The organism is Candidatus Methylopumilus turicensis (assembly GCF_000953015.1).
Taxonomy (GTDB): Bacteria; Pseudomonadota; Gammaproteobacteria; order Burkholderiales; family Methylophilaceae; genus Methylopumilus_A; species Methylopumilus_A turicensis.
The window spans coordinates 105,844-130,835 of the sequence record NZ_LN794158.1; the positions used below are offsets into that span (position 1 = coordinate 105,844).

23 protein-coding genes and 2 pseudogenes are annotated in these 24,992 nt (G+C 42.4%); 8 read left to right on the plus strand and 17 right to left on the minus strand.

Translation table 11 applies throughout. From position 1 onward, the window contains the following. Positions 1 to 8: 8 nt before the first annotated feature. The 13 genes and pseudogenes from BN1209_RS00585 to BN1209_RS00645 all read right to left on the minus strand — a co-directional run bounded on the left by BN1209_RS00585 (position 9) and on the right by BN1209_RS00645 (position 11,779). Entirely contained in the window at positions 9 to 2,069 is a 2,061-nt protein-coding gene (locus BN1209_RS00585) for a M3 family metallopeptidase (protein WP_045750493.1), read from the minus strand. Between the two features lie 46 nt (positions 2,070 to 2,115). Further along, positions 2,116 to 3,839 (minus strand): annotated as a pseudogene (gene ptsP / locus BN1209_RS00590) (phosphoenolpyruvate--protein phosphotransferase). Continuing rightward, complete coding sequence (locus tag BN1209_RS00595) at positions 3,839 to 4,105, minus strand: HPr family phosphocarrier protein (RefSeq protein WP_045750494.1); 267 nt, start codon at positions 4,103 to 4,105, stop codon at positions 3,839 to 3,841. Before BN1209_RS00595 ends, ptsP begins: the two are co-directional and overlap by 1 nt. Further along, positions 4,102 to 4,527 (minus strand): PTS sugar transporter subunit IIA, encoded by a 426-nt coding sequence (locus BN1209_RS00600; RefSeq protein WP_045750495.1) that lies wholly within the window; start codon positions 4,525 to 4,527, stop codon positions 4,102 to 4,104. Before BN1209_RS00600 ends, BN1209_RS00595 begins: the two co-directional genes overlap by 4 nt. Next, entirely contained in the window at positions 4,524 to 5,363 is an 840-nt protein-coding gene (gene rapZ, locus BN1209_RS00605) for an RNase adapter RapZ (RefSeq protein WP_045750496.1), read from the minus strand. Before rapZ ends, BN1209_RS00600 begins: the two co-directional genes overlap by 4 nt. After that, the gene (gene hprK, locus BN1209_RS00610) at positions 5,363 to 6,313 is read right to left on the minus strand and encodes an HPr(Ser) kinase/phosphatase (protein WP_045750497.1); all 951 of its coding nucleotides are present in this window, start codon (positions 6,311 to 6,313) and stop codon (positions 5,363 to 5,365) included. The genes rapZ and hprK overlap by 1 nt, the downstream gene beginning before the upstream one ends. An 18-nt stretch (positions 6,314 to 6,331) precedes the next feature. Continuing rightward, on the minus strand, positions 6,332 to 6,658 hold the full coding sequence (hpf, locus tag BN1209_RS00615) for a ribosome hibernation-promoting factor, HPF/YfiA family (protein WP_045750498.1): 327 nt from the start codon (positions 6,656 to 6,658) through the stop codon (positions 6,332 to 6,334). Positions 6,659 to 6,688: 30 nt separating this feature from the next. Continuing rightward, a complete protein-coding gene (locus BN1209_RS00620) occupies positions 6,689 to 8,170 on the minus strand; it encodes an RNA polymerase factor sigma-54 (protein ID WP_045750499.1) in 1,482 nt (493 codons plus the stop codon). A 29-nt stretch (positions 8,171 to 8,199) separates the two neighbouring features. Further along, entirely contained in the window at positions 8,200 to 8,922 is a 723-nt protein-coding gene (gene lptB, locus BN1209_RS00625) for an LPS export ABC transporter ATP-binding protein (RefSeq protein ID WP_045750500.1), read from the minus strand. Between the two features lie 9 nt (positions 8,923 to 8,931). Beyond that, a complete protein-coding gene (gene lptA, locus BN1209_RS00630) occupies positions 8,932 to 9,465 on the minus strand; it encodes a lipopolysaccharide transport periplasmic protein LptA (protein WP_052661060.1) in 534 nt (177 codons plus the stop codon). 10 nt (positions 9,466 to 9,475) lie between these two features. Next, positions 9,476 to 10,207: an LPS export ABC transporter periplasmic protein LptC gene (gene lptC / locus BN1209_RS00635; protein ID WP_045750502.1), complete on the minus strand. Its 732-nt coding sequence runs from the start codon at positions 10,205 to 10,207 to the stop codon at positions 9,476 to 9,478. Positions 10,208 to 10,238: 31 nt separating this feature from the next. Beyond that, positions 10,239 to 10,700 carry a KdsC family phosphatase gene (locus tag BN1209_RS00640; protein ID WP_231855154.1) on the minus strand — a complete coding sequence of 154 codons (462 nt, stop codon included), beginning with the start codon at positions 10,698 to 10,700 and terminating at the stop codon, positions 10,239 to 10,241. Between the two features lie 80 nt (positions 10,701 to 10,780). After that, positions 10,781 to 11,779, minus strand: coding sequence for a KpsF/GutQ family sugar-phosphate isomerase (locus tag BN1209_RS00645; protein ID WP_045751865.1), 999 nt, complete (start codon positions 11,777 to 11,779; stop codon positions 10,781 to 10,783). Between the two features lie 104 nt (positions 11,780 to 11,883). On the opposite strand from BN1209_RS00645, the gene BN1209_RS00650 reads away from it, so the two are divergent. From BN1209_RS00650 to BN1209_RS00660, 3 genes are all read left to right on the plus strand, one after another. Then, positions 11,884 to 13,857, plus strand: a complete 1,974-nt coding sequence (locus tag BN1209_RS00650) for a monovalent cation:proton antiporter family protein (RefSeq protein WP_045750503.1) — start codon at positions 11,884 to 11,886, stop codon at positions 13,855 to 13,857. Further along, positions 13,854 to 14,942 carry an NAD(P)/FAD-dependent oxidoreductase gene (locus tag BN1209_RS00655; protein ID WP_082048354.1) on the plus strand — a complete coding sequence of 363 codons (1,089 nt, stop codon included), beginning with the start codon at positions 13,854 to 13,856 and terminating at the stop codon, positions 14,940 to 14,942. The genes BN1209_RS00650 and BN1209_RS00655 overlap by 4 nt, the downstream gene beginning before the upstream one ends. Before the next feature lie 83 nt (positions 14,943 to 15,025). Continuing rightward, positions 15,026 to 15,964, plus strand: coding sequence for an aspartyl/asparaginyl beta-hydroxylase domain-containing protein (locus BN1209_RS00660; RefSeq protein ID WP_045750504.1), 939 nt, complete (start codon positions 15,026 to 15,028; stop codon positions 15,962 to 15,964). A gap of 2 nt (positions 15,965 to 15,966) precedes the next feature. Here the strand turns inward: BN1209_RS00660 and BN1209_RS08945 are convergent. Further along, a pseudogene (locus BN1209_RS08945) lies at positions 15,967 to 16,092 on the minus strand (cyclic pyranopterin monophosphate synthase MoaC); the annotation flags it as partial. Positions 16,093 to 16,367: 275 nt separating this feature from the next. Between BN1209_RS08945 and BN1209_RS00665 the strand changes: the two are divergent. The 3 genes from BN1209_RS00665 (at position 16,368) to BN1209_RS00675 (ending at position 19,131) form a co-directional block, all read left to right on the plus strand. Beyond that, entirely contained in the window at positions 16,368 to 17,597 is a 1,230-nt protein-coding gene (locus BN1209_RS00665) for a tyrosine-type recombinase/integrase (RefSeq protein WP_052661061.1), read from the plus strand. 228 nt (positions 17,598 to 17,825) lie between these two features. Beyond that, positions 17,826 to 18,809 carry a porin gene (locus BN1209_RS00670; RefSeq protein WP_231855135.1) on the plus strand — a complete coding sequence of 328 codons (984 nt, stop codon included), beginning with the start codon at positions 17,826 to 17,828 and terminating at the stop codon, positions 18,807 to 18,809. 67 nt (positions 18,810 to 18,876) lie between these two features. After that, positions 18,877 to 19,131, plus strand: a complete 255-nt coding sequence (locus tag BN1209_RS00675) for a hypothetical protein (protein ID WP_045750506.1) — start codon at positions 18,877 to 18,879, stop codon at positions 19,129 to 19,131. 495 nt (positions 19,132 to 19,626) lie between these two features. Here BN1209_RS00675 and BN1209_RS00680 read toward each other — a convergent pair whose 3' ends face one another. Both BN1209_RS00680 and BN1209_RS00685 read right to left on the minus strand, forming a co-directional pair. Then, complete coding sequence (locus BN1209_RS00680) at positions 19,627 to 20,280, minus strand: AAA family ATPase (RefSeq protein ID WP_045750507.1); 654 nt, start codon at positions 20,278 to 20,280, stop codon at positions 19,627 to 19,629. A 56-nt stretch (positions 20,281 to 20,336) separates the two neighbouring features. Next, entirely contained in the window at positions 20,337 to 21,170 is an 834-nt protein-coding gene (locus BN1209_RS00685; protein ID WP_045750508.1) for a hypothetical protein, read from the minus strand. A gap of 139 nt (positions 21,171 to 21,309) precedes the next feature. Between BN1209_RS00685 and BN1209_RS00690 the strand changes: the two genes are divergently transcribed. Further along, a complete protein-coding gene (locus BN1209_RS00690) occupies positions 21,310 to 22,278 on the plus strand; it encodes a hypothetical protein (protein ID WP_144402524.1) in 969 nt (322 codons plus the stop codon). Positions 22,279 to 22,309: 31 nt separating this feature from the next. Here the strand turns inward: BN1209_RS00690 and BN1209_RS00695 are convergent, their stop codons facing one another. Continuing rightward, entirely contained in the window at positions 22,310 to 22,876 is a 567-nt protein-coding gene (locus tag BN1209_RS00695; protein WP_045750510.1) for a tyrosine-type recombinase/integrase, read from the minus strand. Positions 22,877 to 23,077: 201 nt separating this feature from the next. On the opposite strand from BN1209_RS00695, the gene BN1209_RS00700 reads away from it, so the two are divergent. Further along, positions 23,078 to 24,775: an NB-ARC domain-containing protein gene (locus BN1209_RS00700; protein ID WP_045750511.1), complete on the plus strand. Its 1,698-nt coding sequence runs from the start codon at positions 23,078 to 23,080 to the stop codon at positions 24,773 to 24,775. The last annotated feature ends 217 nt before the right edge of the window (positions 24,776 to 24,992 follow it).

Sequence of the window (24,992 nt, forward strand, 5' to 3'; positions counted from 1 at the left end):
AAAGAGGATTATGCCGAAGCGGTCATGCCATTATGGCGCAGTAGGGCTTCAATATCTGGTGCACGACCACGGAACGCCACAAAAGACGCTAAGGCTGGACGTGAACCGCCTTTAGCTAAAATTTCATGCCAAAAGCGTTGGCCTGTTTCTGCACATAGCACACCATTTTCTTCAAACATGCTGTATGCATCTGCTGAAAGGACCTCTGCCCATTTGTAGCTGTAATAGCCAGCTGCGTAGCCGCCTGCAAAAATATGGCTAAACCCATTTGGAAAGCGGTTCCATTTTGGTGGGCGAACCACTGCAACTTCGTCACGAACTTGTTCGATTAAATCGAGTGCAGTTTGTTTGCCATTTGGGTCAAATTCACCATGCAAACGCATATCAAAAAGTGAGAACTCAATCTGACGAACAGTTTGCATGCCTGCTTGGAAGTTCTTAGCGGCAATCATTTTGTCGAACAATGCACGAGGCAAGCTTGCGCCTGTTTCCACGTGCTTGGTCATATAACGAATCACATCCCATTCCCAGCAGAAGTTTTCCATAAACTGACTTGGCAGTTCCACTGCATCCCATTCAACACCTTTGATCCCAGACACGCCGTAGTCATCAACTTGTGTAAGCATGTGGTGCAAACCATGTCCGAACTCATGGAACATCGTAATGACTTCATCGTGCGTGAATAGCGCTGGTTTGCCGCCCACTGGTGCTGAAAAATTGCAGGTGAGGTAAGCGACAGGGGTGACGATATTGTCTTCGCCATTTTTATCATCTTGTTTGCGGCGGGTGATAGCTTCATCCATCCAAGCACCACCCCGCTTGTTGTTACGTGCATATAAATCTAAATAAAACTGACCAATTGCTTTTCCGTGCTGGTCACTAATTTCATAAAAGGCTGCATCAGCATGCCAAACTGGCGCTTGAGATTTTTTAACGTGCACACCAAAAATGGTTTCGACCACTTTGAATAAGCCTGCTAACACTTGTGCTTCAGGGAAGTATTGTTTTACTTCTTGATCTGAAAACGCATATTTTTCTTCGCGTAATTTTTCTGACACGAAAGCCACATCCCATGCTTGCATATCAGCAATGCCAAGCTTCGCAGCATACTCAGTGAGTTCTTGCATATCGCGTTTTGCAAAAGGTTTTGCGCGCTGCGCCAAGTTATCTAAAAACGAGATGACATCTGCTGGTGCATCAGCCATTTTGGTAGCGAGTGACATTTCAGCATAGTTTTTGTAACCTAATAAAGTCGCCGCTTCGCGGCGAAGTGTCAGAATTTCGCTGATGAGCGGGGTGTTATCCAGTTCGCTTTTGCCAAACTCTGAAGCTCTTGTTGCATAAGCGCGGTAAAGTAACTCTCGCAGTGGGCGATTTTTGCAATATTGCAATACAGGCATATAAGAAGGAAAGTGTAGCGTGAATTTATAACCTGATTTTCCATCGCTGGAAGCTGCTTCTTGCGCGGCTTGAAGTGCATCCTCTGGTACGCCTTTTAGCTCAGCGACATCTTCTACAAAGTGTGAAAAATCATTCACGGTATCCATCAAATTTTCTTCAAACTTGGTGGTGATTTTGGAGAGTGATTCTTGTATGGACTTGAAGCGAGCTTTTTCTGCGTCCGCTAGCTCAGCACCACCTAAACGAAAGCTAAGTAGTTCGTTCTCTACGATTTTTTGTTGGGCAGTATTGAGCGTGTCGAATTCAGCACTATTTTTAAGCGCGCGGAATTTTGCATACAAGCGTTCGTCTTGGCCCAAATCAGAATAAAAGTCAGTCAGTTTTGGCAGGCTGGCATTGTAAGCTTCGCGAAGTTCGGGACTGTTGACGACAGCATTCATGTGACCAACTTGCGACCACGCACGCGAGAGCTTTTCTTCCATGTCCTCTAATGGCTTGGCAAAATTAGCCCATGTGGGCGATTCGCTTGATGACGCTAGTTTTTCAACAGAGCTGCGACCCGTTTCGAGTAAGTGGTCAATTGCAGGTTCAACGTGCTCTGCTTTGATTTGGTCAAATTTTGGTAAGCCAGAAAAGCTCAATAACGGATTGTTTGCTAAGTCGGTCAATTCAAATTCCTTTTGGTCGTGCACATGTGTTGGGTTTTGTTATAATTTAGAGATTCATTTTTTGGAGTAAAGGTTCAATCTTGTCGCTGTCATGGCTAGACAAAATCTTACGTGCGGTGGGGACTAATTTTACAAGATCACTTTGTAATACTTGATGCTTGACTGACAAAATGTGCGATGGGTGCATAGAAAACTGACGCAAGCCCAAGCCTAACAATAGACGTGTTAACTTTGAATCGCCAGCCATTTCACCGCAAACCGACACCTTTTTACCAAGCTTAAGACCAGCTTTAAGTGTTATTTCAATTAATTGCAGAATCGCTGGGTGAAGTGGGTTATACAAGTGCGAAACGCTATCATCAGTTCGATCGATGGCGAGTGAGTATTGAATCAAATCGTTGGTGCCGATAGAGAGAAAATCCAATTCTTTAGCAAAAGCTTCTGCACACAAAGCGGCTGCTGGAATTTCAATCATGCCGCCAACTTCAATCTCATTATTGAATCCAATTTTTTGGACACGCAAACTTTGTTTAGCGCGCTCGATTAATAACAACGTTTGCCTGAGTTCAGTCAGTGAAGACAACATTGGAATCAGAATCTTAATGTTGCCAAAAGCGGAGGCACGTAACAACGCTCTCAACTGGATGTGGAACATTTGTGGTTCAGCTAAACATAAGCGAATTGCACGCAACCCAAGTGCAGGATTCGTGCATGTACGCTCTGTATCAGCATTCATTTGTTTGTCAGCGCCTAAATCCAGCGTTCGAATGGTCACTGGTTTGCCATCCATCGCTTCTGCTACTGCTTTATATGCTTCGAATTGTTCTTCTTCATTAGGGGCTTCTCTGCGGTTCATGAATAAGAATTCGGTGCGATAGAGGCCAATGCCGGAGGCCCCTGAGGCTTTTACTTGAACAACATCATCAGGCACTTCAATGTTCGCGTATAAATCAATCGCTGTGCCATCTAAAGTCACTGCTTTGGTGAGCTTGATACGCTTTAGTTTTTGTTGCTCGATTTGCCATTGCTCTTGTCTGAGCTTGTATTCAGCCAGCGTGTCTTTGTCAGGGTTAACAATGACAACGCCCTGCGTTCCATCGATGATCAGTAATTCACCATCGCGGATAAGTGTTCTTGCACGTTGCAGCGCAACAATAGATGGAATATTGAGACTACGTGCCAGAATGGCAGTATGCGAGGTTGCGCCGCCGACATCCGTACAAATGCAGCAAATTGGTGATGCTTAAACTGAATGGCATCCGCTGGTGAAATATCGTGTGCAACTAAAATAATGGCTTTTTCTTGCTCCAGCACAGGCACTTGGCTAGGCCGTCCAAGCAAGACTTTAATAATGCGTTCTACAACTTGTACGACGTCATGTTTACGTTCACGTAAGTATTCGTCTTCGATCTGGTCGAACTGCTCGACGATACTTTCCATCTGCTGTTTGAGCGCCCATTCGGCATTGCAGTGCTCATTTTTGATGGTGAGTTTTGGGTCTTCAGCGAGCGTGTGATCATTCAAAATCATCAAATGTGTATTGATGAAAGCAGTCAGTTCGGCAGGTGATTTGCTTGGGAGTTGTGCTTTTACGGTTTCTAAATCATGTTTAACCGTATTAATTGCTTGGTCAAAACGCGCAAGCTCTTGATCGATTAGATGCTTTGGCACTTGGTAATGGACGACTTCTAACAGGGCGTGCGAAACCAAATGGGCATGGCCGATGGCAATGCCGTTTGATACCCCTACCCCATGAATAGAAAAGCTCATTACTCTGGCTCACCAAAACGATTGTTAATGAGGGCAACGAGCGCATCCATTGCTTCAACTTCGTCAGCGCCATTAGCTTCTAAAGTGACTATGCTGCCCTTGCTGGCAGCTAACATCATGACGCCCATAATGCTTTTTGCATTCACGCGACGTCCGTTGCGCTCTATCCAAATGTCGCTTTTAAATTGGCTGGCTGTTTGCGTCAGCTTTGTTGACGCGCGGGCATGGAGGCCGAGCTTATTAATAATGAGAATTTCTTGCTTCATTTGCTCGCATCCTTAGCCGAACTTTCTTTGCAGGCGGCTTCTGTAAAATTAATCACACCTTCTTGCCCGCCACTCATGGCTTTTTCTGCAAGCTTGGCTAGGTCAACATTGCGATACGTGAGGGCACGGACAAGCATCGGCAAATTCACGCCAGCAATGCCCTCTACGCTATTTTGTTTCACTAATTTGCTCACGATATTACAAGGGGTTGCACCGTAAATGTCTGAAAGGATTAGCACCCCATCACCTTCATCAAGATCTTTTACTACCTTTTGCATCACAGGTAACAAGGTCGCTGGGTCGTCGTGGGTATCAATCCCAAACTGCTCTAATAATGCTGGGCGTGCGCCCATGACATGCGTAGCGCATTGAATAAGGCTTTCGCCAAGTGCTCCGTGCGCGACAATTAAAATACCAATCATAAAGATAGTTCCAGTTCTCGATGTCTGATTAAGACTTGTTGTTGCTGTGAAAAGTGTTTGCCCAGCTCTTCAACAATATGAACAGAGCGATGTTGTCCACCCGTGCAACCAATGGCAATGGTGAGGTAACTACGATTTTCTTGGACGAAGCTTGGTAACCAGCGTGTGACAAAGTTTTCAATGTCTTGGTACATATCATGCACCATAGGTTGCTGCGCTAAAAAAGCTTTCACCGGCGCATCACGGCCTGTCATTGGTCTGAGTAGTGGGTCGTAATGTGGATTTGGCAAGCAGCGCACATCAAATACAAAATCTGCATCAAGCGGAATGCCATGCTTAAACCCAAAAGAGGCGAATAAGAGCGTGATTTCTTTATTTTCTTGAGCGACAAAATCTTTCACCCAGCCCCGTAAGGTGTTCGCGCTTAATTCACTCGTGTCAATGTGATGTCCCAACTCAGAAAGTGGTGCTAATAATTCACGCTCAAGTTCTATGCTTTCTCCGAGCGTAATATCCTCATTGCTGAGTGGGTGTCGCCGACGCGTTTCACTAAATCTTTTAACTAAAGCTTGTTTGGTCGATTCAAGAAACAACACTTGAACGTTAACGCCTACAGCTTTTAATTTTTTAATATTCTCAGGCAGGGCTTCTAATGCCCCGCTTCTGGTATCAGTGCTAATCGCCACTCGATTCTGAGTGCCTTTTAAATTTTCATAGATTTGCGGGAGCAGGGTTGCGGGCAGATTGTCCACGCAATAATAGCCAGTGTCCTCAAGGGCTTTGAGGACCACGCTTTTACCTGAGCCAGATAGGCCTGTGACGATAATCAGTTGCATCAGTCTTGATTCGCATTATTTTTAAGTTCGCGTGCTTGCCTATCCATAAATTGCTTGGTGCCATTGACGCCGCGCAATAAAAGCATGTGATTGCGAACAGCTACTTCGACTAAAACAGCAATGTTGCGACCAGCAGCAACAGGAATGACAACTTTTTGCACCTTGATGCCTAGCACGTCTTCATCATGTGATTTGATTTTGAGTCTATCTAAATTTTGTGGGGCTAATGTGTCAGCCATTTCAAGCTGAATAATTAAATCAAGCGGCTTAGTTGGCTTCACAGCGCTATCACCAAAGAGCGCACGGATATTCAAAATGCCCAATCCGCGCACTTCTAGAAAATCTTGCAATAAAGGCGGGCAGCGGCCTTCAATGCGCTCAGGTGATACACGATAAAAATCGACAATATCGTCAGCGACTAAACGATGGCCGCGTGATATCAGCTCTAATGCCAACTCACTTTTACCAATAGCCGGGCTACCTTTAATCAGCACACCAAAGCCCTGAACCTCAATGAATACGCCATGTGCACTGGTTGATTCAGCCAGAGCTTGTGCTAAATGATGGCTTAATAAATCCATTAAGTTTGGGCTAGCCAACGGCGATGTCATTAAAGCAGTCTGGTGATTGTCTGCTGCCACCATTAGCTCAGTCGGTACTTTCTCTCCATTGGCAACGATGAGGGCTGCAAGTTTTTGAGAGAATAAATGATTAATCGACTGTTTTTGTTCTTCTGGATCTAAGCCGTTCAAGTAGTCCATTTCCGCACAACCTAGGACTTGAACGCGGTTGGGATGGACGAAATTACGATGACCAGTTAAAGCCAGCGAGGGCTTGGAAACTGTCTCACTGTTTAATAAATTGTCTCCGCCAGATTTACCCGCCACCCAAGTGAGTTTGAGCTTGCGGCGGGTTTCTTGGTGAAGCTGGTGTACGCTAATTTCGGCCATCAGAAGTTACCTAGTGAATTACTCAGTTGCTTGATGCTTCACAGCACCATTTGTTTTGTGATGATCCGCATTTTTTTCTTTATGTTTCAATACCTGACGATCAAGCTTGTCGGCCAATAAATCAATGGCGCTATACATATCTGCATCACTTGATTCGGCATGCAAATCAGCCCCAGGAACATGAATCGTCGCTTCAACTTTTTGTACCAGTTTTTCCACCGACAATGTCACTTTAACATCAATCATATGGTCAAAATGATTGCTGAGTTTAGCCAATTTTGTTTCGATATATTCACGTAACGCTGGAGTAACTTCTAAGTGATGCCCCGTTAAGTGTAAATTCATGATTAACTCCTTTTGGTAGTGATGCAAGTCTTACAAGGACTTGCGTTGGTTGGCCGCAGGTATGTTAAGAGACTCGCGGTACTTAGCGATTGTACGTCTTGCAACGACAATGCCTTGTTTTGATAATACTGCAGTTAGTTGATTATCTGAAAAAGGTTTTTTTGGGTTTTCTTCTGCCACCAATTGTTTAATCAGAGCTCGAATGGCTGTTGCTGAACATGCGCCACCTGTATTTGTCGAGACATGGCTTCCAAAAAAATATTTTAACTCGTAAACGCCACGTGGTGTGAGCATGTACTTTCGCGTCGTTACACGTGAGACAGTTGATTCGTGTAAACCAAGTGCATCTGCAATTTCACGGAGTATCAAGGGTCGCATTGCAATCTCGCCATGTTCGAAGAACTGACTTTGTTGGTCAATGATTGCCTGAGACACTCTTAAAATCGTGGAGAACCGTTGCTCAATATTTTTAATCATCCATTTTGCTTCTTGCATTTGGCCATTTAAATATTGGCTTGAGCTATCTCGATTACGTTTCAGAATATCGGCATAGAGCTTATTAATACGTAATTTAGGAACGACCTCATCATTCAAACTTGCAAGCCATTGCCCTTTGACTTTTTTCACCATAATTTCATGTTGAATATAATGACCTGAGGCGAGTTTTGTGAATTCACTTCCTGGGCGCGGATCGAGATGCTTAAGCATTTTCTGGGCTAAGCGAAGGCTCTCATCATCGCAACGGAGGTTTTTTTTCAGTTTGGCAAAGTCGCGTGACGCGAGTGATGGTAAATGTTGCTCCGCCATTTGCAGGGCTAAATCAAACACGTTTTTATTCTCTTCTCGCAGTTCATTTGGCAGCAGCTTGAGTTGCAATGTGAGGCATTCGGATAAGTTTCTAGCCCCCACGCCTGGTGGGTCAAGGTGTTGTATGTGTTTGAGTGCAGTTTCAAGTTCCAGCATGTCCACTTCAAGTTCTGCGTTGAGAATTTCAGCGATTTCTTCGAGAGATTGCTCTAGGTATCCATCTTCATTAATCGCATCAATGAGCACCATTGAAAGCAGTTGATCTCGATCTGAGAGCGGCATTAAATGAAGTTGACTGATGAGGTGTTCGCGCAAGGAAGGTACAACGACTTCTTGAAATGTGTAGTCGATATCTTCATCAGCATGGTTGTTTTCTTCCCAACGATGATTGCTGGTTCCACCAAAGTAATCATCGCTTAATGAGTCTTGAAATGCGCTTTCGTTCTGATTTTGCTCGTTTGTTTGGGCAGGAGTAATGCTAACCACTGAATCTGCTGTCGCAAACCCTTCTATGCTGAATTCGTTTATATTGTCTGACCCATCGTCATTTTTATCCGTGCGTTCGAGCAATGGGTTTTCTTGCAAGATGGTTTCAAGCTCTTGATTGAGCTCTTGTGATGAAAGCTGGAGGAGTCTAATAGACTGCTGCAGTTGCGGGGTTAGCGCTAAGTTTTGTGAGAGTTTGAATTGTAAGCTTTGTTTCATTGAGTGCTTGATTTGGCTGATCTCGCTGATTAAAGACGAAAATCTTTCCCTAAATAGACTGCTCTCACGTCTTGGTTTTCAATAATTTCTGCAGAAGTGCCAGAGGCAAAAACACGCCCCTCATTCACAATATATGCGCGATCACAGATACCCAATGTTTCTCGAACGTTATGGTCGGTAATCAGCACACCAATGTTTTTGGCCGCTAAAAATTTGATGGTTTTTTGAATGTCCAGCACGGCAATTGGGTCAATACCCGCAAAGGGTTCATCCAATAAAATGAATTTTGGGTCAGTAGCTAAGCAACGTGCAATCTCAACGCGACGCCGCTCCCCGCCAGACAAACTGATGGCTAAGTTGTCACGTATATGAGAGATATGCATCTCCTCCATGAGTTCATCAAGCCGCGTCTCTAGTGCACCAGGTGTAATCTTCTTTAACTCCAATACAGCACGCACATTATCTGCTGCACTTAACTTTCTGAATACAGAGGGCTCTTGGGGTAAATAAGAAATTCCCATTCTTGCACGCTGGTGAATGGGTAAACGGCTAATGTCTTTACTATTTAGAATAATGCGCCCATCGTCAGAGGGGACTAAGCCAACAATCATGTAAAAGCTGGTTGTTTTACCGGCACCATTAGGCCCTAGCAAGCCTACAACTTCTCCACTTTTAATGTGTAGCGAGATGTCTTGTACGACAGTGCGTGCTTTGTATTTCTTGCGTAAATTTTGAACAATTAACTCGGTCATGGTGATGCTTTATTGATTATCTTGCGCTGGTTTACTTTTAGGTTGAATAATTGCCTTTACACGACCCGTTGGCGTTGCTGGTGTGGCAGACTTTGATCCGCCGCCAATGACTTCAGAGTATTCGGCATTAGCGTCATACATAATGTAGTCGCCATGCACGATATCGTTGGCACGTTTTACCCATGCTTTGGAGTAAAGCTGGACTTTATCCATCCGACCATCATATTCGATACGTTGTGCAGAGCCTTCCATGTACTCATCTTTTCCTTCACGCTTTTGTTTAAACGTCGTAGGATTGCCGTAAGAGGAGCTGTGTTGAAAGCCGGACTCGTCTTCACGCACCACTAACTTGTCTGCTTTGATGAGTAATGTCCCCTGTGTAACAATCACATTCCCAGTGTAAACGCTAATTTTCTTGGCATCATTCACCGTCACAGTATCTGCTTCAATTTCAATTGGTTTGTCTTTGTCCGCCTTTTCAGCCCAAGCGGGTGTGACAAACAAGGCAATCAGGCAGTAGAGAAAAAAATGACGCAGCATCATGACTCCGAAATCAGTTTTTCTTGTTATCGCGATTTGATTTTCGCGATGAGGTTGAAGTTTTGTTGACATTATTTGCCTTGTTATTTGAGGTTGTTTTATTTGTCACTTCCTTGGGGTTTACCTTAGCGCTTGATTCGTCTTTAGGCAATACTGAAAGCGTTGATTTGACATGGGGCTTTTCATAATGGACACGGACTCTTTTTTGCAATGTAAAGTTTTTGCCATCTTTATCATAAATCATTCCAGTGCCATGAATGATCGTTTTAGGATCTTGGGTAATCACAACATCACTGTCAGTAGTCGCGTACTCAGTTTTAGGTAAAATTTTCAAATAGTCTGTTTTTAAGCGCATCTCACCACGCCCCTCAAATGCTTGTCTAACAATAATAACCTTATCTTTAAACACCACTTCTTCACCATTGGCAGAGATAAACCCTCGTTGCGCTTCGATTTGCGTGTAAGGTTTGTTTTGCCCGAATTGCGTGAAGCGAGGTCTGATCAGTTCTGTCGTATCATCATCGGGATAATGTCGCATTTCAACCGCTGCAAGCATGTGGCGGAGATTGCCATTGACGTCAGTTTTTGTCGTGACAAAGTTTTCTACAAAGTAATCAACATCGTGACGATGACTACCGTCGATTCTTTTGGTGTCAGATTGGACGGTACTATTAATCCAAAAAGTAATGAATGCGAGCACACTCAATACAACCAGTGGAAAAATAATCGTGTTTCGTCCATTCATATCAAGCCTAGCGCTAAAAAATGGCGTCAGTTTATTTAAGGAACTTTGCCATTTGGCCGTCAAACGTTCCTTGCGCTTTCATGAGCAATTCGCAAAGCTCACGCACTGCCCCATGTCCAGCTTCACGAGTGGTAATGTAATGCGCATATTCTTTTACCAATGGCATGGCGTGTGGAACGGTCACCGCTAATCCAGCCCGGCGCATTGGTGGTAGATCAATCACATCATCCCCCATGAACATACATTCTTCAGCCGTGACGTTTAAGTCTTTCAGAATCTCATTAAACGCTTCTAATTTATCTTCAACACCTTGGTAAATGTGCGTGATTTTGATGTTTTCAGCGCGCTTAGTGACCACGTTAGAAGTTCGACCTGTCACAATGGCCATCTTAAGACCCGTATTGTGAAGAAGCTTTAAACCTAAACCATCTTGCGAGTGGAAGTTTTTGTATTCCAAGCCATCATCCCCGAGCATGAGGCCGCCATTGGTCATGACGCCATCCACATCAAAAATCACTACTTTGATTTTCTTAGCGCGTTCTTCAATTGAAATATTGTCTGTTAAAGCCACTGTTAAACCACCTTTGCGATCAGTAAATCGTGCATATTTAATGCACCTAATAAGTCACCTTGTTGGTTTACGACCAACAAGGCAGTAATTTTTCTTTGCTCCATGATTTCAACAGCCTCTACAGCAAGCTGTTCTGGGTGGATATTTTGCGGATTTGCATGCATCACATCGCGAATCACCGTTTGATTAACGTCAACGCCATTTTCAAAGGCGCGACGTAAATCGCCATCGGTGAATATCCCCACCACTTTGTTTTGATTATCCACAACAGCAGTCATGCCTAGTCCTTTGCGAGACATTTCAATCAGCGCATCTTTTAAGCTGGCTTGAATGTGTATGCTAGGAATCGCGTCACCCGTTCGCATAACGTCTTGAATGCGGATGAAAAGCTTACGGCCGATACTGCCGCCTGGATGGGAGCGTGCAAAATCTTCTGCTGAAAATCCACGTTGATCTAGCACCGCTAAAGCAAGTGCATCACCTAGTGCTAGCATTGCAGTGGTGCTGGCTGTTGGTGCTAAGCCAAGTGGGCAAGCTTCAACGGCAACTTCTGCATCTAAATGCACGTCACCTTGTCTTGCAAGTGTTGAATTATTTTTGCCGGTCATGCTGATGATTTTTGTGCCCATGCGTTTAAGCAATGGCAAAATAGTGAGAAGTTCATCACTCTCGCCAGAGTTGGAGAGCGCGATCACAACATCGTCTTTAGTAATCATGCCTAAATCACCGTGGCTTGCTTCCGCAGGGTGCATAAAAAAAGCGGGTGTGCCAGTGCTTGCTAATGTGGCTGCAATTTTATTGCCAATATGGCCAGATTTTCCCATACCACTCACCACAACCCGGCCTTGGCATTGTAAAATAAGGCTTACTGCCTGAGTGAAGTTGTCGTCTAGCTTTTGTGCAAGTGCTTCAACCGCATTTGCTTCGATTAACAGCACTGTTTTTGCTAGCTCGATAGGCGTTTTGTTGGCGCTTGATTTTTGTAATGATGATTTTTCCATACCCGCCAAGTATAAAAGGGAATCCATCACGAATAAAGGATACATTTGCAAATAAAACCGACTTTTAGCAAAGTCGGCATACATTTTGCATCATTTAAGAACTTATGCACGAAACCCTCCCAGCTATTCTGTTATTGCTCGTCAGCTCAGTGCTTGTTGTTGCACTATTTCGTGCGCTTAAATTGCCTGCAATGTTGGCCTATATTTTGGTCGGTTTGTTGCTGGGGCCGAAAAGCTTTGGGTTTTTGCCTGATACAGAAGCTAACCGTCAGCTTGCCGAGTTTGGGATTGTTTTTTTGATGTTTAGCATAGGCTTAGAATTCAGCCTTGGTCAGCTATACGCGATGCGCAGAATTGTATTAGGGATTGGTAGCTTACAGGTCCTCATCACGATGGGGGCCATCATGCTGTTGTGCTTGAGCTTTGATCTTGACTGGAAGGCTGCATTGGTCGTGAGTGGCGCATTGACCATGTCATCGACAGCGATTGTTTCAAAACTGCTGGTTGAGCGCTTGGATCTCAATGCGCGTCATGGTCGAATTGCTATTGGCGTGTTGCTTTTTCAAGACCTCGCGGTTGTCCCGTTGTTAGTGTTGATTCCTGCCATTGCAAGCCCAACTGGATCATTGGCTTACACACTCGGGATTGCTTTTTTAAAAGCAGCTGTGATGCTGTCTATTCTTTTCTTTTTCGGTAAAAATTTAATGAATCGCTGGTTTGGGATTGTAGCTAGACAGCGGTCACGCGAATTATTCGTGATGAACGTTTTGATGGTCACGATGGTGTTGGCATATGCAACGAAAGTGGCGGGCTTATCCTATGCGCTGGGTGCTTTTATTGCGGGGATGTTGATTTCTGAAACACGTTTTCGCTATCAAGTGGAATCTGATATTGCCGCGTTTCGTGACATATTAATGGGCTTATTTTTCATCACTATTGGCATGCTCTTGGACTTCAATAGTTTAGTAGGCAATCTCTCCAGTATTTTGCTGGTGATGGTTGGACTGATTATTTTCAAAGCATTAGTCGTCGCCATGCTGAGTCGCTTTTTCCGGTATGAGCCAGGTGTGGCAGTTAGGGCAGGCGTGACTTTAGCGCAAGCAGGTGAATTCTCGTTTGTGGTCTTCTCGCTTGGCTTGGAAAACGACTTAATTGGTAACGGCGTCTTACAAATCGTCCTTGCCGCCTCATTGCTCTCTATGTTTATTGCGCCATTCATTATTCAGCGTAATTTACAGATCGCTGAGTTCTTCTCTCGCAGTTATACCCGCAATCGCAAAAATCAAATTGAGGGCATTGAAAGCGTCGGCAAGCAACTTAAAGATCATGTCATTATTTGTGGTTTTGGACGAAGCGGTCAGTATCTAAGCCGCTTCTTAAAAGAAGAAAAATTTCCTTTCATTGCATTGGATATTGACCCTGCGCGGGTACAAGAAGCAGCCAGCGCTGGTGAAAATGTGATGTATGGCGACGCAGGTAAGCGCTTGGTCTTGGATGCGGCCGGTGCTGCACGCGCTAAAGCGCTAATCATTAGTTACGATGACCCACCATCGGCGATTAAAATTTTACACTTAGTGAATGACTACTTTCCGAATTTGCCTGTTGTGGTCAGGACTGTCGATGATACTAATATGGAGCGTTTCCGAGATGCGGGTGCATCAGAGGTTGTACCAGAAGTCTTGGAAGGCAGTTTGATGCTGGCTTCACACGCATTGGTCTTGTTGGGTGTTCCTCTTAACCGCGTGGTGAAGCGCATTCGTTTGTTTCGTGAAGAGCGATACAAAATGTTCAAAGGCTTTTTCCATGGCATTTCGGATGGGGATGAAGCCGTTGAGCGAGCAGTGCCACGCTTACATTCTGTTCCTATCAATGCACTTGCTTATTGTGTAGGTAAGCCACTTAAAGATATTTATTTTGGTCTTTGCAAAGCAGAAATTACAGCGGTGAGGCGCGATGCTCACCCCGAGGAGGTATCCCCAGACTTTGTCTTTAAGGAAGGGGATGTCGTTGTGATTCTCGCCAAGCCACATGATTTGGTCTTGGCGGAAAGAATATTGCTCACAGGTAAAGATACGTGAGTGAACATGTCGTCATCGTTGGCGGTGGCATTGTAGGCTGCATGACGGCGATGGCCCTTGTTGACAGCGGTTACAAGGTCACGATTGTCGAACGCAATCAAATCGCTAGTCAAACTTCTGGTGAGTCATCGTGGGCAGGCGGCGGTATTGTTTTCCCCTTGCTTCCTTGGATGTATTCCGCGCCTGTCAATCAACTCACTGCTTATGGTGCAAAGGCCTATCAGCAAATTTGTGAGCGCTTAACCCGTGAAACAGGTTTGCCCACAGGGTTTATTAAATCAGGTTTTTTGTTACTCCCGCCTTATGACCAAGCAGCCGCGATTCGTTGGTGTGAGCAACATCAGCAGGACTATACTTTGTTGGATAACGTGGATGAGCAACTTGCAATTAATCAGTCGCCGCATCCATCACTTTGGATGCCAGATGTATGCCAAATTAGACCGCCTTATTTAATGAAGGCCCTTCGCCAATGGTTAGTACAAAATCATGTGACCTTGTTAGAGCAAACCGAGCTGAGCCCGCTAGACGAAAGCAAGCCACTTAAAGCATGGAGCACTTTAGATGGGCTTGAAATTAAAGCAGATAAATTTTTGGTCACGTCTGGGGCTTGGAGCTTTCAGCTATTAAAAACGGTCGCTGGAAAGCTCAATATCAAGCCGATGCGTGGCCAGATTTTGCTTTATCAGCCAACCCAAAATTTAGATCAAATTGTTTATAAAGATGGCTTTTATATGATTCCGCGAGACGATGGTTATCTTCTCGCGGGGAGTACGCTGGAAGATGTCGGCTTTGACGCTACGGTGACCGATGCCGTGAAAGCTGAGCTGGCGGCCAAGGCGGAAGCGATCATGCCGGCATTAAAAGACCAAGCTGTTATCAAGCACTGGAGCGGATTGCGGCCAGGCACCCCTGAAAATTTACCCACAATTTCAGCGCATCCACGCATAGAAAATCTCTATCTCAACACAGGACATTTTCGCTATGGCTTGACCATGGCGCCAGCCAGTGCGCGATTAATTGCGGCGTTGATGACAGAACAAACCCCATTTATTGACCCAGCTCCTTTTCAGTTGGTCATGGATTAAAAATTATCCGCCACGAATCAGGATTGCTTCTGCGAAGCCAACTTTTATAAAATGCCAACATTACGCACAGTAAAGTGATGACCATGAAAACGATTATCTTAGGCTTGTATGCCGCTTGTATTTTATTTGTCCATTTTCGTGGCAAAGCCAGATTGCCATTTTTTCGGCAAATATTTGACCACTCTTCTGTGGTTTCGCCGATTAATATTTTCATTTATCTATTTTCAAAAGTATCCACCAAGCAAGCCTATATTCCAGTGACGGAATTCAAGGGCTTAAAGCTTTTGGAAGATAACTGGCAGGTGATGCGTGATGAAGCGCTGGCACTTAATAAGCTTGAGAAAATTAAAGCGGCTGAAAAGAATGACGATGCTGGTTTTAACTCTTTTTTCAAAAAAGGCTGGAAGCGTTTTTATCTAAAATGGTACGAGGCAAAACACCCATCAGCACTTCAATTTTGCCCAAAAACAGTGGCATTATTAGCACAGGTCCCCGAAATAAAAGCCGCCATGTTTGCAGAGTTGCCACCAGGTGCAAAGCTCAATCCTCATCGAGATCCTTACGCAGGATCACTGCGCTACCACCTGGGTTTATCGACCCCTAATGATGATCGTGCTTTTATTGATGTGAACCAACAGCCTTATAGTTGGCGTGATGGCGAAGGCGTGATTTTTGACGAAACTTACATTCATTGGGCGATTAATCAAACCGAACAAACCCGTATTATTTTGTTGTGCGATGTGGAGCGTCCAATGAAATATCGCTGGGCAACAGCGATTAATCGCTGGCTAGCAAAGGTAGTGATGTCAGCCGGGAGTTCGCCTAATGAAACGGGTGATCAAACGGGCGGTATAAATAAAATCTTCCGCTTTTTTTGGCTGGTGGGTAAATACAGACGCAAACTTAAACAATTTAGCAGGCCTTTATATTTGGCCATCAAGCTTGGATTGGTGTTTGGCTTTATTGTTTGGTTGATAGGCGCAGATCATTTATTGCGCTTAATACATTGGCTTGCTACTTAAGCTTATGCAAGCCAGTGCCCCGATTTGCCACCTTGTTTTTCTAGCAGTTTAATCTCGCCCATTACCATGCCGCGGTCAACGGCTTTGCTCATATCATAAATGGTCAGCAATGCTACGCTAGTGGCGGTGTCAAAACCATAGAATCAACAAGTTATCAAAATTAAAAAATCCTAAATCTGTAGTTTTTTAAAATTCACTAGACCATATTTCGGACGAGTGATTTGAAAAGAATATCACTTAATTCGAGTTTTAATCTCCCTTTAAAAATAAAAAACGAGCGTCTAGTTACTGGACGCTTTGTTAAAAAGTAGTCGATTCGTAGTTAACGACTTTTTCGACTACAAATACAGGTAGCTCAAGCACAAAGTTATCATTAATAATTAATCATTTTGAGGCTCTCAAAATGATAGGAATTGATACTTTTGATCAAATTAACATCCCAACTCGTCATCGCACCGCAGCAATCCCAGGAACGGTTACGCCAGTTCCACACTACCCAAGAAAGTTAAAAGTTTATCTGAACAACGCTTCGCCATACTGGTGGGCAACCTATTTTGATAGAGGAAAGACTTATCGTCATAGCTGTAAAACTCAGGATAAATTTGAAGCTTTCAGAGAGGCGAGAGTATTTTACGAAAAGCTTCTGATAACCAAATATCAGCACCCAGCCCATTTGCTAGAACATCAGATTAGTGATGCGAATATGCCTGTCAAGGGGATACAAGTTGATTTGCGATTGAAGAAAATCGCATCGCAATGGCTGTCTCGTCGCGCTTCAAAATGGACACCTGCGCATACAAAACAGGTTGAGAGCAGGCTAATCAATAACATTCTTAAGTATGTTGCCGATAAAAATATACAGCGAATTACGAGAAATGACTTGCTCGGGCTATTACAGAAAATGGAAGAGCGCGGAGCATATGGTTTAGCTCGCCGTGTACTAAATGACTGTCGCCAAATATGGCAATACGCAATCATCATTGGTGTATGTAAACATGACATTACCATCGGTTTAAATAAAGCATTACATGAGCATACTGTCGTTCATTTTAATGCTGTAACACCCAAAGAATTACCTAAGTTAATGAGTGACATCGCAGGATATGAAAAATTAGGTGATTCAATTGTGAGATATGCCTTACAACTTATGGCGCTGACATTTGTTCGCAAGAATGAATTATTACAAGCCACTTGGGATGAATTTGATTTAGAAAAGGCTATATGGAAAATTCCAGCAGAGCGGATGAAAATGAGGCTTGAGCATGTTGTGCCATTGAATAAACAAGCTCTCTTAATACTTAATCATATTAAATCTTCTTATCCAAGCGATGGCTATGTATTTCATAAAGCAAAAAAACCATTAGTTGATCACGCATTAATTTATGCGCTTTATTGGATGGGATACAAAAACAGAATGACAGTACATGGATTTAGGGCAGTCGCTAGTACTGTTCTTAATGAAAACGAATTTAGACCTGATGTGATTGAAAGACAGTTAGCTCATACTGATACTAACCAAGTCCGTCGAGCCTATAACCGAGCGCAGTACCTAAATGACCGAATTGCGCTAATGAATTGGTGGGGCAATTACTTGGAAAAAATGACGCCTTTCAAAGTCAATTTGATAATATAAATCGACTACATTTTTGTTCCGGAATTAGTTATTAAAAATCATATACATAACCCAGTCTTAGGTGATGCTGGTGCGTTAGTAGCATTCGCATCTACAGCAAACGCTGGTATCACAATCCCAGCTGGTGATTGGACTGTTGACATCGGTGGTAACGTTAACGCTTACTACACAAACACAAACTTCAGTGGCAATCTTAACAAAGAAACAACAAACACAATTCAAACTGGTTTGTTGCCAACAGCGCTTGCTATTGGTGCTAAAACACGTCAAAACGACTTAGACGTTGCTGTTCAATTCTCATTCTGGACTGGTATTAACGCTTCTTCAGCTGACAACTTGAATGGTTCAGGCGCTTCTAACGGCGGTTTGGGTTACAGCTCATTGAACATTCGTCAATCATTCTTGTCATTTGGCGATGCTTCATGGGGTACTGTGAAGGCTGGTCGTGATCTAGGTGTATTCGGTTCTGATGCTATCTTGTCAGACATGACATTGTTAGGCGTAGGTTCTAACGCTGGCTCTACTGGTTCATCAACATTGGGTCGTATCGGTTCAGGCTACTTGTATGCTGACTGGTTAGCTCAATTACAATACCAAACTCCAAACTTCAATGGCTTCCAAGCAACTGTTGCAGTTCAAGAAGCGTTGGGTCAAGTTGACAACAGCAACCTAGGTTATGCTGGTAAAGTAACTTATGATTTCGCAGCTAATGATGTAACTGGTCGCGTATGGGTTGGTGGTGTTACTACTAAACGTCAAAACGGTGCAGCAGCTCGTGGTGCTGACGGCCTAGCAGTATCTGCTAGCGAAGTTACTGCGGACGCATATGAAGTTGGTGCAAAAGTTGCATACCAAGGTGCTGAATTGGTTGGTTACTACTACGATGGTCAGAACATGGACGGCGGCGTAGGTCAATTCCCTGGATCAACATTCGCTGGTGCTGCAATTGCAGAAACAAAGAACTCAGGCGGTTATGTACAAGGTACATTCAAATTGCCAACAATCGGTACTAAACTTGGCGCTTCATGGGGCGTAAACAACATTGGTGCTGCTTCACGTGAAGCTTGGATTGTTGGTGCTTACCACCCACTTACTAAGTCAGTTAACTTAGTAGCTGAGTACAACAACCTTGAGACAGATACTGGCGTTGCCGGTGCTAATGCAACAGGTAAAGCTCGTACAGTTTCACTTGGCGCGATCTTATTCTTCTAGGATTAAATTCTTAGTTTAATATGAATAAAACGGCACCTTCGGGTGCCGTTTTTTATTGGATAAAAAAATGAAAAAAATTACTTTATTAGTACTCTTAAGTTTGAGTGGCTGTGCACAATTAATGCATGGTGCTGTTCAACCTGTCACGGTTAAAAACTTACAAGAGAGGATTTATTTTACGACTTGTTCTGGTGTTGTTGAGACTTCTGGGACGTGTCAAGATAAGGCTAGAGAAACTTGCCAAGGTGGTTTCAATGTTATTGAGCGATATGAGACACCAACTGGTGCTCGTCGTGAATTAACATTTCAGTGCAAAAAGTGATTTTTAGTGGTGGGAAGAAATGGCAGTACTTTAAGAAATCTTATTTTGGGTTTATATGAAAAAATACTTAGTAATATTAGTGTTTCTTTTGTCAGCGTGTGGTGGGGTTAATCAACCTGATGTGCGCAGATGGGAAACTGTTTCATGTAGCAGCAACAAAGGCTGGGATGCTTGCATGAGTGTTGCAGCTAAGTCATGTCCTAAAGGCTTCGATCTTAGAAACCAAGAAGAAGATATGATGACGCAGAAACGAGTTATGCAGTTTTCTTGTAAGTAATTAAGCTGATTGCCATGACCGCGCAAAGCAAACCTGCCCTAATGGCTATGACTTGAAAGAAAGAAACCAAAGCCCTGTGGGTGGAAAACGTGAGTTGGTGTTTCAGTGTAATAAATAATTTAGCAGTCAAAACACCTGCTAAATTTTCCATTGACCGTCCAGTAACTAGACGCTTGAATTGAAAAAAGCAAAGGTGCTTTCGCACCCTTGCCGTTTAATTAAACATAGTGTGTTTGCTGAATGCGTCCAGCGTTGTGATTACGCTGAATATCACTGAGCGTGTCAAAGTACTTGCGCATATCACTTAAGCTCTGTTTGGTTTGTAATTGACCCAATACATAGCTATCTTTTAGCTTGATATTTTCCTGCCCTAAAATCTGCTGTGCGCGAGGCAGGAAATCATCTGCTGTGATTAGCCCAAAGTCCAATAACTGAAAGCGAGAGCGAACTGCTTTCTCGATTTTCATAAAGTCATTCGCTGTGGCAATCACAATCACTTTGTCATTGAATGTATCCATTGTTTGCCAAAGTGCTGCCAAGCTATTCTTTACCTTATCAAGCTCGTCAAAAAGTACGTACTGATACTTTTGAGCAGCCCATCCAAAGTTGTTAATGGTGCTTAGCTGATTGATCGCATTACTCACATCAAACTTCTCCTCACCAACTAAATGAACAGTATTGGGAGGGAAGCCTTCAATCAAAATCGGCATTAAGTGTGCTGCTGTACTTTTGCCTGTGCCATTTGTGCCCACAAAACAAAGCTTATTAATAATGTACCCATTTGCCATATCATCTAGCAAATCCTTAATAGCAGTATTGGGGATCACAAGATCGTTAAGGTTTTGTGGTTTGTATTTGTTGAGCAAGCTCATGTTTTTTCCTTTCAATAAAAAAGGGGCAACCACAAAGGCTGCCCCATAGTTAAGTATTAAGCTACTTCAAGCTCAGCATCGTTTGCTGCTTGTTTGCCAGTTAAGCTTGCCATTTCTGTTTCAAGCATTTTCTGCGCAGCTTCGTCAGCAATGTTCTGCTTAGCAATGTGCTTGTAAAGTGCTGTAACAAGTTTTGCTTCAGCATTTTTAAGCACAGCAATCACATCACCTTCACCATTAGCATTAGGCTTAGTAATCACAATCGCAAAAGGCGAGGTGTTCTGGCTAAGATCAATGCTAACCGTTGCTAGAGGCGCAAGCTCAGCTTGTTCAGCATTAGCGTTAACTGCTTCTAGTGCTTTTTCACGCTTGGCTTTATTAGCAATCGCTTCTTCGCTCGCAACCATTTTGCGTTTGATCTCTTCAATGCCCCCTTGCTCAACAATAAACTTAGCTAAGGCTTCAGCAGAAATTTCATAAGAAATCGCTGCTTTTAGTACGTAAGCGTAACCGTGCGCACGTTTGCGATCTGAGCCAAATACATAACGCACAAACATAGTCAGTGTAGGCGTATTTGTTTGTACTTTAATGCCGTCTGTTTTAAGCAATGTAGCTAGCTCGTGACGTAGTGTTTTACGATCACTGTCACCAGCTGTCACAAACTTGCTGTTAAACATCTCTAAGCAGCTTGACAACAAAGCATACAAACCTTCGTTTGCTTTCTTGTAATCCGTGCTTTCCCATTTCTCACGCTTAACAACTAAATCGCTTAACTGCTTAACAATCGTTTGCGCATATTTGATATTAGTATCGCTAGGCACAAACACTTGTTTTGCTTTAGCTGTTGTTGAAGAAGTTTTTACTGCTGTTTTGTTAGTAACTGTAACCATTTTTTACTCGCTTTCATTTTCAAAAAACAACACAACAAGTTATGACGAAATGTCTGTTTGTTTTGTCATGCTGTAGATCGAATTATTTCAGCCATAACATATACGTGCGAAAGTACAAACAAAGTGTTACGATTAATACATGAACAAACAGCAGCCATTTTTTAAGGGGATATTAGGATTTACTCGCCAAAGTAGCGGGATGCTATCGAGGGATGCTGAGGACAGTATTTATCGATGGTGGTGGGAGTTCATGCGATTAAGTCCAGTTTTCTGGTATGCGAGAACAAAAGAAATTGATCCTGTAGATCCAAAGATTGCCGAGACCTATAAGTTAGTTGGTGATTTAAGTCATCCACATTTCAATCAATGGTGGCATAACACTGGAGTGAATGTATTTGCGGAAGTGATAAGACCCCCTAAGGTAGCCAACCTAGATTTATTCAATCTAGATAAACATACTTTTATGGATGAAGCTCTTTATCTTGAAATACCTCTCAATATTCGCAAAGAAACTATTCTTAAACAGGTAAAGCAATTACTTAATGAGCACCATGATGGTCGTGGGTTAGATTTAGCTGGAACAACTACTGCGCAATTAAAACTTCATACGAAGCGTTACAGATTAAGAGTAATTGAAATTGAGTATTGGGCATTACTTTATCGAATGCTTTATCCCAATATTGAAAACTGGAGGATAGGTGATCGTTTACAGTTATCACCTCATTTAAAGTTAAGAGATATGGATCGTAAAGGTGAGCCTCGTCTTTTTGATGGACTAAGTAGCCTAACTGGCAGATATCTGTATAAAGGAAAATTCACGCTGAATAATCTTTTATATGGCAAGTTCCCAAATAGCACAGCTTTGAATCTTGACGAGTCATTTATGCCCTTTGGTAAAGAACATCAACAAGCTTATTTAGACGCCACTAGGTTATCTGGGGATAAACCAAAATCAGAGTTTCATCTTTGGCTATTAGGTCAATATACCAATAGTCTGAAACATGAAGTAATCAAAAGAAATCGTTTAGAAGAAAACTACCGCAAGCCATTAAGTCAAACGTGGCGACGAATGCAAGCGTTTGTGGCAGGAGAAAGTGATTTGGTTTGATACAGCGTCTAGTTACTAGACGCTCGTTTTCTTAAATCAATTCCACAGCATTACGCTTCATATCATCATTCACATCAATATATTGCTGTGTGACCATAATTGATTTATGACCTGCCAGACTTGCTAATACACGCACACCAATACCTTTGCTAGCTAGGCTTGTAATAAAGCTTCTTCTTCCACTGTGACTACTAGCCCCATTAATCCCTGCTCGCTTATAAGTCCAAAAGAACCACTGACATAATCCATTAGGACTAAACCCTAATCGGTTCTCGGTATGAAATAACGGTACATCTAAATGCTGCACCTTTCTTGTCGTTAAATAACTAGCCCATTCATCTTTGAGTTTTTGTGGAATGAATACTAAACGCCCTTTATCTCCTTTTGTTTGAGCTGCACTTAAGCGTACTTCGTTTTTCAAACTACCATCATCGTTTAATACATCGCGCATTCTCAAGTTAGCGATTTCACCCACACGCATTCCCGACCAGAAACTAGTCAATATCATTGCGCGATCCCTTAATGCGAATTTTTTAGTGCTGATAAAACGAAGAACTTGATCTAGTTCTGATTGAGTAAATGTCTTTGCTTGTGCCATTTATAAATATCTCCGATAAAGAAAAGTATTTATACATTTTGTTTTCTTAGGCTTAAATGGACAACCGAAAAAAGCACTAGCGAAGAATCAATAAAATCAATTGGTTATGTTTTAGGTTAAGAAAAGTGTAATTTTCTTTACCTTATTTTTAAGGTTGTGATTAGTATTGAATCTAAATTAAGTTAAAAAGTGAGCCTAGATATGAACTCATATAAACAAGTTACTCAAAATTTGAAGGAAGCGTTGTTAGAATCTGATAACAAAGTTATAGCTCTTGCAGGAGAATGGGGTGTTGGTAAAACGCATTTATGGAAAGAGATCCTTGAGCAAGAAACTGGAGAGTCCTATAAATCTTCGATATATATCTCTATATTTGGTGCTAAAGATATTGATGAGATAAAGATGCGAATCCTCCAAAACGCATTCATTTTGGGAGGGGAAGCTGCAAAAGGCATCATTCAAACAGGCACAGATCTTATTGATAAGTTATTGAGTAAATTCGCTGGTCTTTCTTTGAAAAGCCCAGCCTTGTTATGGCTACCAAAAGTTACATCAGGAAAACTAATAGTTATTGATGACTTTGAAAGAAGAGGCACTGATCTTAAAATTCAAGAAATAATGGGTTTCTTAAATGAATACTCAGAAAATTATGAAACTAGATTTTTAATACTAATTAATATCTCTAAACTCGACGAAGGAGAATCGGATTGGTCACTGCTTCATGAAAAGGTTATTGATGCTCAAGTAAACCTTAATCCAGACTCAACAGAATGTTTTGAAAAAGCAATTACCTCAAATGAATGTAAATACGAGACTGAGGTTCTTCGTGCGGTAGAGATTCTTAATTTAAGAAATATAAGAGTCATAAGAAAAATCGTTAAGAATATAAATTTAATAGCGACGAAATTCCCAGTAAATAAATTATCAGCAGAACGATGGATACCCTCTACAGTTCTTCTAACAGCATTAGCCTTTAAAGCTATTGATAATGCTCCGCCCTTCAATTATGTGTGCTCCTATAACCCTTATAGTAGATTGTTAAATCAACATAAAAATCAAGATTCAGATGAGTACAAATGGAACTCCCTGCTCGATAGCTTAGGAATCAATCACACCGATGACTTTGAGTTAATCTTTAATGAATTTCTAGAGACAGGTCTGTTAGATTCTGAAAAACTAACTAATCTCTTCAATCAATATCAAGATGATCTAAAAAATCAAACTTTGCATGACGAAATAAATTCGTTTTTAAAGTCTTTTTTATGGGATGCTCATAAATCAGAAAGTCAGCTATTACAGGAGGCTGATAATTTACTTTCCGCAGCCGAAGTTATGAACCCATCAATGATTACTAATATGATTGATGTTATAGAAGAATTAGATGGCAAAGATTTGGCAGAGAGATTTATTGCTGCTTGGGAAATATCTCTTTCTAGCAGACCCGCCTATCAGAATATAGAAGAAAGAATTTTTGATACCTCTTTTCAAAAAATACATCCGAGAATTTTAATGAAAATGAACCAATTAAGGGATGAGCAGCACCCGCCATTGGATATATATGATGCGGCAGAGAGAGTTATCAAAGGTTCTGGTTGGGGTGATAGAGAAAGAATTGCTTTTCAAGTGTCAACGCAAGAGCAATACATTGATAAAATTCAAAGCCTAGATAGAAATCAGCTTTATATTTTCTTTAAATTACATTTTGAGTGGTTTAGAAATAGCTCTTTTGATTCTGAATTTGAAAATGGCAGGGCTAATTTTCTAGCTGCATGCCAAGAAATTATTGGCTTGAATCCAAAATCTAGGTTAGCTCAAATCATCATTAGGCAATTTAAGGTTAGTGGTTATGAAAGTAAGCTTAGTAATGAACAGAGCTTAACTGAGCCTGTCCAGCCTTAATTTTCTGCCTAGCCCTTTCGGCTTTCACTGCCTGCTGTGCCTTTTTAGCTTGAATTTTCATTGCCTCAATTCGAGCTTGATCTGGCGTCAGCGGTTTCTTCACAGCACTAGCGAACTCATAAAAACGCATAATGTTTATCCAATTTTAGTAGGGGCGAATGGCACATTGCTGTGTCCAAACTGATATTGCGCAATCAAACGAGCGTGTAGATCATTG

Coding starts and splice junctions, on each gene's coding strand:
- BN1209_RS00700 (WP_045750511.1), top strand. CDS start 23,078: ATGAACTCATATAAACAAGTTACTCAAAATTTGAAGGAAGCGTTGTTA.
- BN1209_RS00595 (WP_045750494.1), bottom strand. CDS start 4,105: ATGAAGCAAGAAATTCTCATTATTAATAAGCTCGGCCTCCATGCCCGC.
- BN1209_RS00620 (WP_045750499.1), bottom strand. CDS start 8,170: ATGAAACAAAGCTTACAATTCAAACTCTCACAAAACTTAGCGCTAACC.
- BN1209_RS00675 (WP_045750506.1), top strand. CDS start 18,877: ATGAAAAAAATTACTTTATTAGTACTCTTAAGTTTGAGTGGCTGTGCA.
- BN1209_RS00640 (WP_231855154.1), bottom strand. CDS start 10,700: ATGACCAATGGCGGCCTCATGCTCGGGGATGATGGCTTGGAATACAAA.
- BN1209_RS00685 (WP_045750508.1), bottom strand. CDS start 21,170: ATGGTTACAGTTACTAACAAAACAGCAGTAAAAACTTCTTCAACAACA.
- BN1209_RS00690 (WP_144402524.1), top strand. CDS start 21,310: ATGAACAAACAGCAGCCATTTTTTAAGGGGATATTAGGATTTACTCGC.
- BN1209_RS00600 (WP_045750495.1), bottom strand. CDS start 4,527: ATGATTGGTATTTTAATTGTCGCGCACGGAGCACTTGGCGAAAGCCTT.
- BN1209_RS00650 (WP_045750503.1), top strand. CDS start 11,884: ATGCACGAAACCCTCCCAGCTATTCTGTTATTGCTCGTCAGCTCAGTG.
- BN1209_RS00645 (WP_045751865.1), bottom strand. CDS start 11,779: ATGGAAAAATCATCATTACAAAAATCAAGCGCCAACAAAACGCCTATC.
- BN1209_RS00680 (WP_045750507.1), bottom strand. CDS start 20,280: ATGAGCTTGCTCAACAAATACAAACCACAAAACCTTAACGATCTTGTG.
- hpf (WP_045750498.1), bottom strand. CDS start 6,658: ATGAATTTACACTTAACGGGGCATCACTTAGAAGTTACTCCAGCGTTA.
- BN1209_RS00695 (WP_045750510.1), bottom strand. CDS start 22,876: ATGGCACAAGCAAAGACATTTACTCAATCAGAACTAGATCAAGTTCTT.
- lptA (WP_052661060.1), bottom strand. CDS start 9,465: ATGATGCTGCGTCATTTTTTTCTCTACTGCCTGATTGCCTTGTTTGTC.
- lptC (WP_045750502.1), bottom strand. CDS start 10,207: ATGAATGGACGAAACACGATTATTTTTCCACTGGTTGTATTGAGTGTG.
- BN1209_RS00660 (WP_045750504.1), top strand. CDS start 15,026: ATGAAAACGATTATCTTAGGCTTGTATGCCGCTTGTATTTTATTTGTC.
- hprK (WP_045750497.1), bottom strand. CDS start 6,313: ATGGCCGAAATTAGCGTACACCAGCTTCACCAAGAAACCCGCCGCAAG.
- rapZ (WP_045750496.1), bottom strand. CDS start 5,363: ATGCAACTGATTATCGTCACAGGCCTATCTGGCTCAGGTAAAAGCGTG.
- lptB (WP_045750500.1), bottom strand. CDS start 8,922: ATGACCGAGTTAATTGTTCAAAATTTACGCAAGAAATACAAAGCACGC.
- BN1209_RS00665 (WP_052661061.1), top strand. CDS start 16,368: ATGATAGGAATTGATACTTTTGATCAAATTAACATCCCAACTCGTCAT.